The organism is Nocardiopsis listeri NBRC 13360, from assembly GCF_001570765.1.
Classification (GTDB): domain Bacteria; phylum Actinomycetota; class Actinomycetes; order Streptosporangiales; family Streptosporangiaceae; genus Nocardiopsis; species Nocardiopsis listeri.
Genome location: NZ_BCSH01000009.1, coordinates 1 through 15,302, shown reverse-complemented (window position 1 = coordinate 15,302; position 15,302 = coordinate 1). Strand labels below are relative to the sequence as shown.

Sequence of the window (15,302 nt, the reverse complement as noted above, 5' to 3'; positions counted from 1 at the left end):
TCCCTCCGGCCTTCCGGGGCCGCGGCCTCAGCCGGCCTGGGCGCGCAGGAACGCCAGGACCGCCTGGACCCGACGGTGCACACCGTCGTCGGGCGGCAGGTCCAGCTTGGCCAGGATGTTGCCCACGTGCTTGCCCACGGCGGCGTCGCTGACCACGAGCTTGCGCGCGATCGCCCCGTTGGAGTGCCCCTCGGCCATGTGTTCGAGCACCTCGCGTTCGCGTGCGGTGAGGCGCTGCAACGGGTCGGCGCTGCGGCGCAGCAGCTGACGCACCACCTCGGGGTCGACGAAAGTGGCCCCCTCCACCACCTTGCGCAGCACCGACGCGAACTCGCGGACGTCGCCCACCCGCTGCTTGAGCAGGTAGCCGACGCCTTCACCGTCCCCGGAGTCCAGTAGTTCGGTGGCATAGCTCAGCTCCACGTACTGGCTGAGCGCCACCACGGCCAGGCCGGGGTGGGCGCGACGCAGTCGCACGGCGGCGCGCAGGCCCTCGTCGGTGAAGTCGGGCGGCATGCGGATGTCGGTGACGACCAACCCGGGGCGGTGTTCGTCCACGGCCGCGATCAGTTCCTCACCGTCGCCGACGGCGGCCACCACGGGGAAGCCGAAGCGTTCGAGCACCCCGACCAGCCCCTCGCGCAACAGCACACCGTCCTCGGCGAGCACCGTCGGCACCCGGGTCACCTCTGGGTCTGCGGCTGTTCGGTCGTGCAAGGCAGCTCCACTCGAATCCTGGTCGGCCCTCCCACGGGGCTGGACAGGTCCATTGTGCCGCCCATGACGGCGACCCGGTCCGCCATGCCGGTCAGGCCGCTGCCGCGTGAGGGGTCGGCGCCGCCGGGACCGTAGTCGGTGATCTCCACCCTGAGCACGTCGCCTCGGGGCCCTTCCCGCAGGTCGGCGTGGACGGTGACGGCGTTGGCCTCGGTGTGCTTGTAGGCGTTGGTGAGGGCCTCGGCCACCACGAAGTAGGCGGTGCCCTCCACGTGCGGGGGTTGGCGTCGTGGCAGGTCGGCGTTGACGGTGACCGGAACCGGACAGTGGTCGGCGAGTTCGGCCAGGGCGGAGGGCAGACCGCGGTCGGTGAGCACGCGCGGGTGGATGCCGCGCACGAGTTCGCGGATCTCGTCGATGAGTTCGTCGGCCTTGGACTGGGCGGCCACCACACGCCGGTCGGCGGGTGAGTCCTCGTCGAGGTCGACGCGGGCCATGCCCAGGTCCATGCTGAGCGCCACGAGCCGCTGTTGGGCGCCGTCGTGCAGGTCGCGTTCGATGCGGCGACGTTCGTACTCGAAGGCGTTGACCAGGCGGGCGCGGGACTCGGTGACCTGACCGAGTTCGGCGTAGAGCTCCTCCTTGGGCGGGCCGACCAGCAGGGACCGGGCGACGACCCCGTGCCCGTAGGACAGCAGGCCGCAGGCGTAGAGCAACGCGATCGCGAACAACGGTGAGGCCAGGGCGAAGGGGAGGGCGTCCATGCTGGAGTACAGCTGGAACGGGCCCATGCTCAAAGGTGCCTCTTCGGGTGATTGGAGGATGAACGGGGTGGCCGCCAAGGTGAGCGCGGTGGTGAACAGGAATCCGACCAGGGTCAGGGTGACGACGAAGAGCACGAGCATGACCGCCGCGTAGGCCACCTCACGCCAGGTCGCGGCCTCGGTGTAGCGGGTGCGGAACCATCCCCACAGTCCGGCGGGGGGTTCGCGGTGGCCGCTGTGATCAGGTCCGGGCAGTACGATTCGCAGCCTGCGCCGTTCCACCGCCCCGAGCGGGATGGCGATGAGCGGGCCGAAGCACACCACCATCACCACGCCGAGCAGGAAGAGGAAGATCACGTCACCGACGGCCCTCGACTCGATCATCACCACGCTCGCCGCCAACGGCGCGTACACGGGGAAGGCCACTGTCATGAGGACACCACCGACCATGATGGTGGTCAGGGTGTAGGCCAGGGCCCGCCAGACCCAGGAACCGATCAGGTAGCGCGGGCCGGCCAGAGCCCATGGCAGGGTGCCGGTTCGGGCGTCGGAGACGTTCAGGGAACTCATGGTGTCAACGCTAGAACGCGGCGGGGCTCGGGGAACATCCGTCGAACCCGTCGGTTCGCGGTAGGGCCGGCCCTACCGTCGGGTCCGGCCCGGCCGAGGGCAAAGCGGTTCAGGCCGGTAGGGTGGACCGACGTGAGCGCGAAACCCGTCATCCCCGATGTCCTGGCCGCCCGTTACGCTTCGGCGGAACTGACCCGGCTGTGGTCCCCCGAGTACAAGGTGGTCGCCGAACGGCGACTCTGGCTGGCCGTACTGCGCGCCCAGGCACGTTTGGGCGTGGACGTACCGGCCGGTGTGGTCGAGGACTACGAGAAGGTCCTGGAGCAGGTCGATCTGGCCTCCATCGCCGAGCGCGAGCGTGTCACCCGACACGACGTCAAGGCCCGGATCGAGGAGTTCAACGCCCTCGCCGGCCACGAACACGTGCACAAGGGCATGACCTCGCGCGACCTGACCGAGAACGTCGAGCAGTTGCAGGTGCGCGACAGCCTGTTGCTGGTGCGCGACCGCGTCGTGGCGCTGCTGGCCCGACTGGGCCGTCTGTCCGCGGAGTACGGCGAGACCGTCATGGCCGGTCGTTCGCACAACGTGGCCGCGCAGGCGACGACGCTCGGCAAGCGGTTCGCTTCGATCACCGACGAGGTGTTGGTGGCGTACGGGCGACTGGAGGAGCTCATCGCCCGCTACCCGCTGCGCGGGATCAAGGGCCCGGTCGGAACCGCCCAGGACATGCTGGACCTGCTCGGCGGCGACCGCGAGGCGCTGACCTCCCTGGAGAACGAGGTGGCCGCCCACCTGGGGTTCGAGCGGCGATTCACCAGCGTGGGCCAGGTCTACCCGCGCTCCTTGGACTTCGAGGTACTGACCGCGCTGGTGCAGCTGGCCGCCGGACCTTCCTCCCTGGCCAAGACCATCCGGTTGATGGCCGGACACGAGCTGGTCACCGAGGGCTTCGCCGAGGGCCAGGTCGGCTCGTCGGCGATGCCGCACAAGATGAACACGCGTTCGTGCGAGCGGGTCAACGGGCTGACCGTGATCCTGCGTGGGTACGCGTCCATGACCGGTGAGCTGGCCGGCGACCAGTGGAACGAGGGCGACGTGTCGTGCTCGGTGGTACGCCGGGTGGCGCTGCCGGACGCGTTCTTCGCCTTCGACGGGCTGGTGGAGACCATGCTGACGGTGCTCGACGAGTTCGGCGCCTTCCCCGCGGTGATCTCCGCCGAGCTGGACCGGTACCTGCCGTTCTTGGCCACCACCAAGATGCTGATGGCCGCGGTGCGCGCCGGGGTGGGTCGCGAAAGCGCCCACGAGCTCATCAAGGAACACGCTGTGGGTTCCGCCCTGACGATGCGCCAGGAGGGCGTGGGCAACCGGCTGCTGGACCGGTTGGCCGAGGACGAGCGCTTCCCACTGGACCGGGCCGCCCTGGACGCCCTGCTCGCCGACCGGATCACGTTCACCGGTGCCGCCGCCGACCAGGTCGCCGACGTGGTGGCACGAGTGGACGCCGTACTGGCCGAGCGCCCCGAGGCCGCCTCGTACGCGCCGGGGTCGATCCTGTAGTCGCCGTTCGATGTCGAGAGGGGGTCCGAGGCCTTGTGCCTTGGCCCCCTCTTTCGTGGGATCGGGTATGACGCTTTTCACTCGCGCTAACAGTGGGTTCGAAAGTTAACGCCTATTACGGTTGAGGTGTCGGCCCACCCCTCGACAGGAGACCCCATGATCGACCCGACCTCCTTCGGTACCGCCGTCCTGGTTCTGGGCGTGCTCGCCGCCATGACCATCGCCTTCGGGCTCGCAGCCCTGTCCGACATGGCGCTGCGTCGCCGTGAGGACCGCGCCGCCAACGGTTCCACCGGCGACTGACCGTTCCTCGGCAGTGGCACGTCCGCACCCGGTCCGAGCATCGGCGCGCGGCCCCCGTCTCATTCGGTGGCGGACGGGAAACGCCAATCGTTCTCCTCGACCTGCCGCTCCTGCGCGCTCAGGTCGACGTCGGCCTCCGCGAAGACCTCACGAACCCGCCGCTCCATGTCCTCGGACATGTAGTGGTGGCTCAGATCCAACCGGGCCAGGTCACGGAAGGCCGGGGCGCCCATCAGTACTTCGGCGCCCTCGTCGGTGAGCGTGCCCATCGACAGATCCAGCGAACGCAATCGACCCACCACGGGAGCCTCCGCCAGGGCGCGCACCCACAGGTCGGTGTTCTCCGCATTGCGAAGCCCCAGGTGGAGCAGGCGCGGGAACGCCTCGCCCGACAGGGTGCGGGACAGGTCCTGCGGGTAGGTGTCGCCCCGATATTGTCCGACCCCCAGCCACAGTTCCAGGTGCTCCAACTCGGGCAGATCGGAACCGTCGATACCGCGGGCGACGCGCGCGGGCAGGCCGCCGGTCTGCACGGTGAGGGTGCGCAGCGCGTCGTGGCGGCCGATGTCCAACCCCAGGTGGCTGCCCGGGTTGAGGTAGGGGTCGCCGGTACCGCGCACGGCGAACTCGGTCAGGTTCGGGTAGGCGGCCAGGACCGGGGCCAGATCCGGCTGGTGGATCCAGGAGAGTTCGGCTTCTTCTGAGATCAGGTCGCCGATGAACAGTGACCTGAGCCCGGTGAACCGGTCCGCGTGTTCCAAGAGCGCGTCACGGGCGGGGGCGCCGGGCTCGTCCAACTCGGAATCGCCCGCCGCCCCGATCACGATGGCCTTCACCGCGCTGGTGTCCGTCGCCGCCACGAAGGAGCCGAAGTGGTCGGCGAACTCCTCCTCGGGATCGAAGGACTCGACCTGGAACCGCCACGCGTAGGCATCGGGGGTTCGAAGGGCCGCGTTCTGCGCGTCGGCGTCCACTTGGTCCTGTTCGTACCGGGGGGTCGAGGACGACAGCTCTTCCGGAGACGCGTAGTCGAATACCGGCAGTCCGCCGAACTCGGTGAGGTGTTCGAAGAACATGGGCCACTCCTGGTGCAGATGTTCGAGGTGTGAGCCATGTTTAGCATCGTGAGGTGACGAAACCCGGAAAACGCACGATTCGAGCACCGACGTTCAGGTGATGCTTCCCCCGGGACCGACACCCCCATGACGGCACGGAACCCCTCGGCGTCAAGTCCGTTAGTTTACCCGAAGCGGGTACGGACCCAAATCCCCGCATGCGCGGGGAGCAGATCAAGATCACCCCTGCGTTCATGAAGGACTGGGGTCCATCCCCGCGTGCGAGGAGCAGTCTCGTTGACCTGCGGGTTCATCCGGGGCGAGTGCTCAAATCTACAACTAGTGGAGAAACAGACAAACCGGACACCTTTCCCAGGTCCACGCCTGGCACGACCCTACGGCAGAAGAACCACCCCCACCAGTGCACAGAACCCGTTCAACGGCGAGGGCGAATCAGCTGGGCCCGATCCCACAAATGGACGAACAGCTCATTGAAAGACCGGGGTTCGACCATCTCGCTCTAATATGCAGCGAGATGCCTGAACTCATCATCACAGAACCACCCGTGACCGATGATGCTCATTCCGATTCAGGATGGTGTTCCGTGGGAAAAAGATGCGGCCGTCAACGCCAGGCCCGACGCCGGCACCGGTAGGCACGCAGCCGCCTCCCCCTGCGGAAACGATCGGCCACCAACGCTCCCGTAGGGGTACCGAGATAGGGGCCACGGCGGCCCGCGGCCATGCGATGTATGCGGGCGGTGGCCACGGCCTGGACGGCCGCCGCGCGCAACGCCTTGGAACGCAGGAACGTCCTCGGTGGTGGGGCGTCGCGCTCCTGCCCGTCCAGCCAGTACCCGGCCAGAGCCGGGTCGACCGTGAAGCCCGTCGCGACCCCGACGAGGTCGAGCCCCGCGTCCAGCACCCGCTGCGCCACCGAGCGCCGTCTGATGCCACCGGTCAGCATCAGGGGCACCCCGGCGGTACCGGCCAGTTTCGCGGCCAGCTCCAGGAAGTAGGCCTCCCGGGCCAGGGTCCGACCATCGGCCGGCGCACCGGAGGTCGCCAGGCTCTCCACGCTGCCGCCGGAGAGTTCGACGACATCGACCCCCTCGGCGGCCAACATCGCGATGACCTGCTCGGCGTCGCCCTGATCGAAGCCGCCGCGTTGAAAGTCGGCCGAGTTGAGCTTGACCGCCACGGCGAGGCCGGAGCGTGTCACCGACCGGATGCCCCGCACCACTTCGAGGAGCAGGCGGGCCCGGTTTCGCAGGCTCCCGCCCCATTCGTCGGTGCGCCGGTTGACCAACGGGGAGAGGAACTGCGACAGGAGGTAGCCGTGGGCCGCATGCACCTGCACCCCGTCGAACCCGGCGTTCTGCGCCGCGCGGGCCGTCGCCGCGAAACGCGTGATGGTCTCCTCTATCTGCGCATGCGACATCGCCACGGGTGGCGTGAAGAGGCGGGAGAGGTGGCCGACCCTGATCGGTACCGCGGAGGGCGCCCACGACACGCTTCCCGTGTCGGCCGGGACGACCCGCCCCGGGTGGTTGATCTGCATGCACACCCGTGTGCTTTCGTCCGTGCCCTTGGCCGCCGCGGCCCAACGAGCGAAGCCTTCCAGAGGGGTTCCCTCCTCCAGAACGACGTCGCCAGGTTGGGCGATCGCGCGGCCATCGATCATGACGTGGCCGGTGATGAGCAGGCCTGCGCCGCTCCGGGCCCACCGTTCGTACAGCCGGTGGATCCTCGGGCCGGGGAGCTGATCGGTGTCGGCGAGTTGTTCCTCCATGGCGGCCTTGACGATCCGGTTCGGTAGTCGCGCACCGCTGCGCAGGGTGAGCGGGGTGTCCAGACCGACAGTGTCCACGTTCCCTCCGAAATTTTAGTTCGAATATCGAAGGATTGCATCGTTTCCTTCGATACTCAAACCGAACGCTAGGATTCCGGCCATGGACGACGGATTCCTCGCACGTGCGGTGCGGGCCAACCACGAGCTGTTCCTACTGACCAGTGACCGCATGGCCGCCACCTTCGCGGAGCTGGACATCACCTCCTCGACGGCCTCGCTCCTGCTGGAGATCGACCCCGAACAGGAACCTCCGACCATGAAGGCGCTGGCGGGGCGGCTCTACTGCAACGCCCCCAACCTCACCTTCCTCATAGACCAACTCGTCGCCCGCGGCATGGTCGAACGCGTGCGGGCCACAAAGGACCGGCGACAACGCGCGGCCGTGCTCACCGGGAAGGGTGAGCACACACGCGCGACCCTGATGGACGTCGCACTCGCCATCTCCCCCCTGCGGCACCTGACCACTGAGGAGCGAACAGCGGTGGCGTCCATCCTGGAGGGCGCCCTCACGCGCGCCAAGGCGTCTTCGACCGAGGGCGATCCCCTGACCACGGTCGACAGCACCCGGTGACTCACTCCCCGCGAGCCGGCCTCGCCATATCCACATCCGAAAAATATTTCGGAGGTCAAAGCATCGCGCTAGCGCCAGTGCTTCGACACTCGAACCACTGGAGGATTTCGTGCGAGACGGCTATCGCGACATCACCGCACTCGTCACCGGCGCGTCAAAGGGGCTGGGGCGGGAGCTCGCGCTGGAGCCGGCCCGGCGGGGCGCTCGGCTGGTCCTGCCGGCCCGCTCGGAGGATCAGCTGCGGGAACTGGCCGCGCGGATCAGCGGACAACACGGCGGAACCGACGCCGAGGTGATCGTCGCCGACCTCGCCACACCGCAGGGACCGAAACAGGTTCTACGAGAACTGCACCAACGCGACCTGAGCGTGGACCTGCTGGTCAACAACGCCGGTATCGGCAGTACGGGCCCGTTCCTGGACCGCCCGCTCGAACCGCAACCGCGTTCCGTCGACGTCAACATCGGCGGCCTGCCCACCCTCACCCACACGATCGGGGCCGAACTGGTCGCCCACGGCTCCTGCGGCATCTTGACTTCCTCCCCACGCCTAAATACGGGGGATTCCCACCAGCGATAACGCCGGTTGGTGCGCCTGCCCTCGCGGGGGCGCTGGTTCCTGCTTCACAGACCGGGTAACCCCGAGGTCTCCGCAAGCCGGCACCGCATGCCCTGCGGCGTGAAGGATGTTCTTGGCCGCGTTCACATCGGCGTGATCGGTATGACCACAAGAAGTGCACACGAACTCGGCTTGGCTCTTGCGCGAGTTCGCGTCCACCACCTTGCACCGATAGCACGTCTGCGAGGTGTAGGCGGGATCGACCAGCACGATGCGGGTGCCGGGCTTGCGGGCTGCGTTGCGTAGTGCGAGTTCGAGCCGGTGCCACCCTTTGTCCAGGATGGCCCGATTCAGACCGCTCTTCTGGCGCACCTGCTTTCCGGGCTCTTCGATGGTGCCCTTGGCGGAGGCGGTCATGTTGGTGGTGCGCAGGCTCTCCAACACCACCACTCGGTCTTGGCCTCGGCCAGCTGGGCGGCCTGGAGGTGGTAGCCGCAGAAAGGACCCTGCCGGCCCCGGGTGTGGCGGTCCACGTACTGGCGGCGCTGTTCCAGAGCGGTGTTCCACACCGCCCGGCACAGGTCACCGAACTCGGTGCACATCGCCTCCTGCGCATCGGTCAGAGCAAGACGGAAACGACGACCCGACAACACCGTGAAACACCCCCTCTCCCTCCCAGCGGCTCTCCTGGTGCCCCACGTCAGGCTCGATCGCTCCCGGCAGGGCACCTCCGACAGCGGCCACGCAGTAGCCGTGGGTCCACAAGGCCGGTAGACGAGACTTCAGGTGCCCGACATCCCTCGCGCACGATCTCCTTCAGCCACTCCTCGACACAGCCCCTCCGGTACGCGGCGTCGGTGCAGAGGGTTCCAAGTCGGTGTGGTCATCGGCGACGATTGCCTGATCGGGCACAATACGGTGCTGACCACGCTGAACCACGACCTCGACCCGACCCGCCGGGCGGACATGCACCCGGCGCCCATCGTCATCGGGGCCAACGTGTGGATCGGGTCGAACGCGGCCGTTCTACCGGGTGTGACGATCGGTGACAACGCCGTCGTGGCGGCCGCCTCCGTGGTCACCAAGGACGTACCGGCCGACACCGTCGTGGTGGGTTCTCCCGCGCGGGTGGTGCGCTCGGTGACCGATTGAACCGCTGAGGGAACCCCTGGCAGGGAGAGGTCCTCCTCCAAGAAGGCGGGTGCTCGCCTCGGTCCGGCCCGGTGGTTTCGACGGTCGATCCAGGGGAGGGACAGGGCCCGGGTCCTCGAACCCCGGCTGCTCGACCACCCGATATCCGGCGCGCTCAGCCATGTTTCTCCACACGTGCCCCTCCCCCTACATCTCCCGACTCCCAGATGGCCCCTCTTATCCGCCCTCGGGCAGGGTGAGGGCACCGTCGGCCAGGCGCGCGCGGGCACGGTGGTGTCGCTTCTCCACCGGCAGGATCGTCGTCGCCCCGGGCAATCCCCTGGCCGGTGTTCCGACGTACACGCTCTCGGCCCGTTCGACGATGAAGGTCTCGTGCCAGATCCCGACGGCGTCGGGGTGCTTCTTCACCATCGCGTTGAACCTCGTCCACGCCGGCCGGTGGCTCAGCGAGCCCGCGGAGGCGTAGTCGTAGAGCTTGTCGACCGAGGACCAGTACTGCACGACGTACGGGCCCTTGCCGTTGAACAGCAGCTCGTAGCCGATCAGGCCGGAATCCGGGTCCTCGGAGAGTTCGGCCAGCATCGGCCGCATGACCCGCAGGACCGGGAACCAAAGGTCGGGTCGCCACCATCGGTTGAGCGTCATGCCGATATGGAAGACCACCAGCTCCCCGTCATGCCGATGGGTCACGCGACCCGACACGATCTTCGTCATGTCCCCTCCGATCATTAGATAGTTCCACTATCTAAATTAGCTTGTGCGACTATCCGTGGCAAGGAGGTTTCAGCATGCGCATGGCAGAGTTGTCCGCCGAGGCCGGCGTGCCCGTCCCCACGATCAAGTACTACCTACGGGAAGGGCTGCTGCCCCAAGGCGTGCGGACGTCGGCGACCCAGGCCCATTACGGGGACTCGCACATCCGTCGGCTCAGGGTGATCCGAGCCTTGGTCGACGCCGGGGTGAGCGTGGCCGGCGCACGCAAGGTGCTCGCCACCCTCGACGAGCCACCGGACGAGGTGGCCGACCTGCTCGGCGCCGCGCACGCGGCGGTCGCTCCGCAGGGAGAGGACGAGATCCCGCTCGACGATGCCCGACGGCTCGCCGAACGTCTCGGCTTCCGTCCCGGGGGCTGCGAAACCGAGCGCATCGCGGATGTCGCACGAGCGCTCGACGCCCTGGACAGGGCCGGCTTCGTGATCCCCCCGGACGTCATGACCGCCTATCTGGAGGGCGTGAAGACCATCGCGACGGCCGAGATCGCCGGTGTTCCGGTCGACACTCCCGAGGAGGCGGTCCGGTACGTGGTGCTGGGTACGGCCCTGGCCGAACCGCTCCTTCTCGCGCTGCGCCGCATGGCCGAACAGATCGCCGCCGCCGAGCGTTTCCCGTCCGGCACCTGACCGGCCCGGGCCCCGCGCCGCGGCGAGGAGGAGACCACCACCTTCGGCTCGGTCGGCTTCACCATCGCCGACTTCTCCGTGCTGCGGTTCCTGCACGACTCCACGGCCGGGACGGAACCGCAGACGTTCATCGACCTGGTGGCGGCCCCGGATGACCCCAAGGACCTCTTCTCCCGGTGCACTCGCGTAAGCCGGTCGGGGGATGATCTCGTTGTCAACGTCTTCGTCTCCAGTCGAGAGACCGGAATGTCACGGTTGAATAAACCGCCAACGAGTCGCCGATGATGTCTTTACGAACCATGGGCACCCGTGGTTGTATCCTCACTGATGTCCACGACCATCCTCATCACGGGCGAGGCGAAATCGCCGTCCGGAAACCCGATCACCACCCGGTTCGGGATCTTCTACGTCGTTTTCGTGGTCGATACGGACAATCACCGGATTCTGGATGCGGAATGTTCCGCGACGTTGGCGCTGACGAAATCGTTCGTCACGGGCTTGTTCGCGGGAGAGCGCATCACGGACGAAGGACGCCTGACGGAGCAGATCACCACCCGGTATCACGGCTCCTCACAGCGAGCACTGATCGCGGCGTTGCGCAACGCCGTGGTGAAGTACCGCAACATCGTCGACCCGACCTCGGACTGAGACTCGTGCCCGGCGCTCCTACCGGGGCGCGGTCCGCACACCTCTGAGGCCACGATCGGCGGCAGGCCGATTCGATTGCCTGTTCCCTCACCGGAACGAGACCCAGTCGGAAACAAGCACACGTGCACACGTGCTTGTTTCCGACTTTTTGTGTTCTCAGGGATCAGACATGCTTCAGGAAGGACGGAAAGGACAGCACAATGATCACGGACGGATTTCTGTATCTGGGCGTGTTGTCGGCGCTGGCCGGCGTTCTCGTGTTCGTGACCCGGCGGAGCAACATCCGGCTGTTCACCTATGTGCCCGCGTTCGTGCTGCTGTACATCTGCGCCGCGGCCCTGAACACGACGGGGGTCTTCGGCGAGTCCGAGTCGATCGAGGCGACCGGCGAGGCGGTGCAGGACGCGCTCCTGCCGGCCATGATCCTGCTCCTACTGTTCAAGTGCGACATCCGCAAGATCATCAAGCTGGGCCCGAAACTGCTGCTGACCTTCACCGTGGCCGCAGCGAGCATCGTGCTCGGTTTCATGGTCGCCTACCTGGTGTTCCAAGCCACCTTGGACGCCGAGGCCTGGAAGGCGCTGGGCGCGCTCAGCGCCTCGTGGACCGGTGGATCCGCGAACATGGTGGCGGTCCAAGGCATTCTGCGGGCCCCGGAGAACGTGTTCGGATACGTGCTGATCGTCGACACGGTGCTGTACTCGGTATGGCTCCTGCTGATGTTCGGCTCGGTGGGCTTCTCGGACCGGTTCAACCGATGGACCAAGGCGGACACCACGAAGTTCGACGCCCAGAACGACCTGGACGAGGAGGAGCGCCCGATCGACCTGGTCTCGCTGATGGGCTTGATCGGCTTCAGCCTGTTCGTCTCCGCCACCGCGGGCTGGATCGGTGAGCACCTACCGGAGATCGGCGTCGTCATCACCGGCACAACCTGGACGATTCTGATCGTCAGCGTGCTCGGTCTGATCATCGCCACGACGCCGTTGGGGAAGGCGGCGGGTTCCACGGAGCTCGCGATGGTCATGCTCTACGTCATCATCGGCATCATCGCCTCGGGATCGGACTTCACCTCCCTGGCACAGGCACCCGTCTACCTCGCCGTGGGGATCGTGGTGTTGCTCGTACACCTGACGATCATGGTTCTCTACGCGAAGCTGACCCGTACCGAATTGTTCAGCCTGGCGGTGGCCAGCACGGCCAACATCGGCGGTGTGGCCTCCGCTCCCGTCGTGGCCGGCGCGTTCAACCGCCAGCTCGTTCCGGTCGGTGTGCTCTACGCCCTGATCGGATCGTTCATCGGCACGTTCATCGGGTTGGCCGTTGCGCAGATCCTCTCGGTGGTGTGATGTGTCCGGTTCCTCACGCCACGGTCTCGCCGTCACCGACGTACGCAGCCGCGACTACACGGGCGGTCTGAGCCGACCGTTCGTGACCTCCCGACGAAGCGTCACGGAGGTCACCGGGATACTCACCGAAGTGGAACTGGACGACGGGACCGTGGGGCACGGCTCCGCTGCCCAGACGTTCGCGGTCACCGGTGAATCGGTCGAGTCGATGCGGGCGGCGATCCACGGCCCGATCGCCGAGGCCCTGATGGCCGGACCCGTGGATCGCGGGCTACGCGGCCACGCCGACGCCATCGCCACCTCGTGCACCGCGAACACCAGCGCGAAGGCGGCCGTCGACGTGGCTCTGCACGACGCCTGGGCACGCGGGCTCGGCGTGCCCCTGGCCGAAGCGCTGGGCGGTGACGCGAGCACGGTGCTGCGTACCGATATGACCGTCGGCCTGGCCGACCCGGAGGCCATGGCACGGGCGGCGGTGAGCGCGTTCGAGGACGGCTTCACGGTGCTCAAGATCAAGTTGGGCCGTGACCAGCGCGCGGATCTCGACCGTTTGAAGGCGGTGCACGAAGCCGTTCCGGACGCGGAGTTCCGTCTGGACGCCAACCAGGGTTGGGACGCCAAGTCGGCGGTACGCATCATCCGCGCGATCCAGGAGGCGCAGATCCCCCTGCAACTCGTGGAGCAGCCGGTACCCAAGCACGATTTGCGTGGGTTGGCCGCGGTGACGGCCGCCGTGGACGTCCCCATCATGGCGGACGAAGCGTTGAACTCGCCGCAGGACGCCTTCGAGATCGCCCATGCGGGCGCCGCCGACCTACTGAACATCAAACTCGCCAAATGCGGCGGTGTGGGCTCCGCCATGGCGATCGCCGACGTGGCCCACGCCGCAGGGATGTCCTGCATGATCGGCGCGATGATGGAGCCTCGCATCTCCATCACAGCGGCCGCACACGTGGCCGTGGCACATCCAGCGATCACGCTGGTGGATCTCGACTCGGCCGAATGGATCGATGATCGTGCCCTGACCGGCGGTTACGTGCTGCATGGCGACCGGTTGCACCTTTCGCAGTCCCCCGGGCTCGGGCTCGAGCCGGCATCAACGGAAGGAAACGAACGATGAAACCGATACGCATCGCCACTACGGCGTTCGCCGTGGCCCTGGTGTGCACGACAGGGACCACGGCCGCGGCCTCCTCCACCTCCGACGGCCTGCGAGCAGGCGACCAGGCCTTCGTGGACGTCACCGCCGCCACCCTCTGGACGGAACCGGACACGGCACGCGAGTTGGACGCGCCCTCGCTGACCAACCCGGTCGACCTGGACCGGTGGAACGCGAACATGGAGGACACCGAGACACGCAGCCGGCTGACGGGCAGGCTGGAAAGCCAGGCCGTACTCGGTTCCGAGGTGGAGGTCACGGAACTCTCCGGGGACTGGGCGCACGTCGTCGTCCCGGAGCAGTCGACCCCCCGGGACGAACGGGGCTACCCGGGTTGGGTTCCGGTCGAACAACTGGTGGAGAACGACGAGTTCGCCCAGCGAGTCGAGGACCTGCCATCGGCACAGGTCACGGCGGAGCGCGCATCGCTGACCGACGCGCCCGCAGGCGAGGAACTCCATGAGATCAGCTTCAACACCCGGGTGCCGGTGCTGGAGAGCACCTCCGAGGCGCTGCGCGTCGCCCTGCCCGACAGCACCACGGCATGGCTGGACGGCGACGACGCGGACGTCTACGCACCCGGTGACGAACCGGCCGCGCCCAGCGGCCAGGACCTGGTACGAACGGGCGAGGAGTTCCTGGGCCTGCGCTACCTGTGGGCGGGTGTCTCCGCCTTCGGGTTCGACTGCTCCGGGTTCACCTACTCGATCCACCGTGCGCACGGCGTGGACATCCCACGGGATTCCTCGGCTCAGGCCACGACCGGCACGGACGTCGACGTGTCCGACCTGCAGGCGGGTGACCTGCTGTTCTTCGCAGATCCGGGCGGCGGCGGCCCCGTGCACCACGTGGGCATGTACATCGGTGACGGACGGATGATCCACGCGCCGAACGCTTCCACGAGCGTGTCCATCGTGGACTGGGACGAGTGGGACGAGGCCGACGAGTTCTCGGGGGCCAAGCGCATCCTATGAGCGAGCCGAGCCGAGACTGCCGCGCCGCGATAGTCGCGGCGCGGCAGTCTCGGCTCCACGGACCATGCGTCGGGACGAGACAATAGACGCCTCTTCACACCGGCACGAACTCGAACCACCATGAGTTCCGCGAACACATATCCGTTGTTCTGTGACGTCCCTCGCCGTGGCCGTTTTCGAGGACGGACCGATTCGAGCCGTGGCGGTTACGAGGTCGGATACCGCTGCGCTTGAAGCAGACGTGCCAGGTGCGCGGCGTTGCGGGCCAGCGTCGCCGTGGTGGTCGCCACGGCTTCCGGAGTGCTGTCGAGGTCGATGTAGTCCTTGGGGTTCATCGCCTCGGAGTTCCAGTAGGTGGACCCGGTGGCGGGGATGGTGAACCCGGTGTCGCTCAACGCCTGCGTGCAGTCCGCGACGATCTTGTGCGCCCCGTCCTCGTTGCCGACGACCGCGACCACGGCGACCTTGCCGTACATCGACGGCCGCCCCTGATCGTCGGTCTCGGAGAGTTCGGCGTTGATCCGCTCCAACACCCGCTGGGCGACACTCGACATGTGCCCCACCCAGGTGGGTGTGGCCAGGACCAGGATGTCGGATTCAACAAGTTTTCGTCGGAGCCCCGGCCATTCATCGCCCTGCCCCATGTCGACCGCCACACCGGGGCTTACCC

The 15,302-nt window shown here is 67.4% G+C and carries 17 protein-coding genes and 1 pseudogene; 10 read left to right on the top strand and 8 right to left on the bottom strand.

Translation table 11 applies throughout. The features are described from left to right. Positions 1–27: 27 nt before the first annotated feature. Entirely contained in the window at positions 28–687 is a 660-nt protein-coding gene (locus NLI01S_RS03990) for a response regulator transcription factor (RefSeq protein ID WP_190318358.1), read from the bottom strand. Continuing rightward, positions 684–2,051: a sensor histidine kinase gene (locus NLI01S_RS03985; protein WP_067599323.1), complete on the bottom strand. Its 1,368-nt coding sequence runs from the start codon at positions 2,049–2,051 to the stop codon at positions 684–686. The genes NLI01S_RS03990 and NLI01S_RS03985 overlap by 4 nt, the downstream gene beginning before the upstream one ends. A 132-nt stretch (positions 2,052–2,183) precedes the next feature. Between NLI01S_RS03985 and purB the strand changes: the two genes are divergently transcribed. Next, entirely contained in the window at positions 2,184–3,614 is a 1,431-nt protein-coding gene (gene purB / locus NLI01S_RS03980) for an adenylosuccinate lyase (RefSeq protein WP_067599319.1), read from the top strand. 156 nt (positions 3,615–3,770) lie between these two features. Then, positions 3,771–3,917, top strand: coding sequence for a hypothetical protein (locus NLI01S_RS25930; RefSeq protein ID WP_190318356.1), 147 nt, complete (start codon positions 3,771–3,773; stop codon positions 3,915–3,917). Between the two features lie 122 nt (positions 3,918–4,039). On the opposite strand, the pseudogene NLI01S_RS03975 reads toward NLI01S_RS25930, so the two are convergent. Continuing rightward, positions 4,040–4,993, bottom strand: a pseudogene (locus tag NLI01S_RS03975) (STM4015 family protein); the annotation flags it as partial. A gap of 603 nt (positions 4,994–5,596) precedes the next feature. Further along, the gene (locus NLI01S_RS03970) at positions 5,597–6,841 is read right to left on the bottom strand and encodes an oxidoreductase (protein ID WP_223809104.1); all 1,245 of its coding nucleotides are present in this window, start codon (positions 6,839–6,841) and stop codon (positions 5,597–5,599) included. 82 nt (positions 6,842–6,923) lie between these two features. Between NLI01S_RS03970 and NLI01S_RS03965 the strand changes: the two genes are divergently transcribed. Both NLI01S_RS03965 and NLI01S_RS03960 read left to right on the top strand, forming a co-directional pair. Further along, complete coding sequence (locus tag NLI01S_RS03965; protein ID WP_067599313.1) at positions 6,924–7,394, top strand: MarR family winged helix-turn-helix transcriptional regulator; 471 nt, start codon at positions 6,924–6,926, stop codon at positions 7,392–7,394. A 109-nt stretch (positions 7,395–7,503) separates the two neighbouring features. Continuing rightward, a complete protein-coding gene (locus tag NLI01S_RS03960) occupies positions 7,504–7,971 on the top strand; it encodes an SDR family NAD(P)-dependent oxidoreductase (RefSeq protein ID WP_067599310.1) in 468 nt (155 codons plus the stop codon). On the opposite strand, the gene NLI01S_RS25055 is transcribed toward NLI01S_RS03960, so the two are convergent. Both NLI01S_RS25055 and NLI01S_RS26250 read right to left on the bottom strand, forming a co-directional pair. After that, positions 7,942–8,394 (bottom strand): zinc ribbon domain-containing protein, encoded by a 453-nt coding sequence (locus NLI01S_RS25055; protein ID WP_223809103.1) that lies wholly within the window; start codon positions 8,392–8,394, stop codon positions 7,942–7,944. The genes NLI01S_RS03960 and NLI01S_RS25055 overlap by 30 nt on opposite strands. Beyond that, positions 8,364–8,552: a helix-turn-helix domain-containing protein gene (locus NLI01S_RS26250; RefSeq protein ID WP_263363268.1), complete on the bottom strand. Its 189-nt coding sequence runs from the start codon at positions 8,550–8,552 to the stop codon at positions 8,364–8,366. The genes NLI01S_RS25055 and NLI01S_RS26250 overlap by 31 nt, the downstream gene beginning before the upstream one ends. A 184-nt stretch (positions 8,553–8,736) precedes the next feature. Between NLI01S_RS26250 and NLI01S_RS26645 the strand changes: the two genes are divergently transcribed. Beyond that, positions 8,737–9,102 carry a DapH/DapD/GlmU-related protein gene (locus NLI01S_RS26645; RefSeq protein ID WP_305778454.1) on the top strand — a complete coding sequence of 122 codons (366 nt, stop codon included), beginning with the start codon at positions 8,737–8,739 and terminating at the stop codon, positions 9,100–9,102. Positions 9,103–9,318: 216 nt separating this feature from the next. On the opposite strand, the gene NLI01S_RS03945 is transcribed toward NLI01S_RS26645, so the two are convergent. Continuing rightward, positions 9,319–9,816 (bottom strand): DUF4188 domain-containing protein, encoded by a 498-nt coding sequence (locus NLI01S_RS03945; protein WP_067599650.1) that lies wholly within the window; start codon positions 9,814–9,816, stop codon positions 9,319–9,321. A gap of 74 nt (positions 9,817–9,890) precedes the next feature. Between NLI01S_RS03945 and NLI01S_RS03940 the strand changes: the two genes are divergently transcribed. The 5 genes from NLI01S_RS03940 to NLI01S_RS03920 all read left to right on the top strand — a co-directional run bounded on the left by NLI01S_RS03940 (position 9,891) and on the right by NLI01S_RS03920 (position 14,632). After that, entirely contained in the window at positions 9,891–10,502 is a 612-nt protein-coding gene (locus NLI01S_RS03940) for a MerR family transcriptional regulator (RefSeq protein ID WP_067599307.1), read from the top strand. Positions 10,503–10,829: 327 nt separating this feature from the next. Beyond that, complete coding sequence (locus NLI01S_RS03935) at positions 10,830–11,150, top strand: DUF3870 domain-containing protein (RefSeq protein ID WP_067599304.1); 321 nt, start codon at positions 10,830–10,832, stop codon at positions 11,148–11,150. A gap of 200 nt (positions 11,151–11,350) precedes the next feature. Further along, positions 11,351–12,499 carry a DUF819 family protein gene (locus NLI01S_RS03930; protein ID WP_067599301.1) on the top strand — a complete coding sequence of 383 codons (1,149 nt, stop codon included), beginning with the start codon at positions 11,351–11,353 and terminating at the stop codon, positions 12,497–12,499. 1 nt (position 12,500) lies between these two features. After that, a complete protein-coding gene (locus NLI01S_RS03925) occupies positions 12,501–13,619 on the top strand; it encodes a dipeptide epimerase (RefSeq protein WP_067599298.1) in 1,119 nt (372 codons plus the stop codon). After that, the gene (locus NLI01S_RS03920) at positions 13,616–14,632 is read left to right on the top strand and encodes a C40 family peptidase (protein ID WP_067599295.1); all 1,017 of its coding nucleotides are present in this window, start codon (positions 13,616–13,618) and stop codon (positions 14,630–14,632) included. The genes NLI01S_RS03925 and NLI01S_RS03920 overlap by 4 nt, the downstream gene beginning before the upstream one ends. A gap of 206 nt (positions 14,633–14,838) precedes the next feature. On the opposite strand, the gene NLI01S_RS03915 is transcribed toward NLI01S_RS03920, so the two are convergent. Then, on the bottom strand, positions 14,839–15,302 hold a 464-nt coding region (locus NLI01S_RS03915), incomplete at its 5' end, for an NAD(P)H-dependent oxidoreductase (RefSeq protein WP_067599642.1).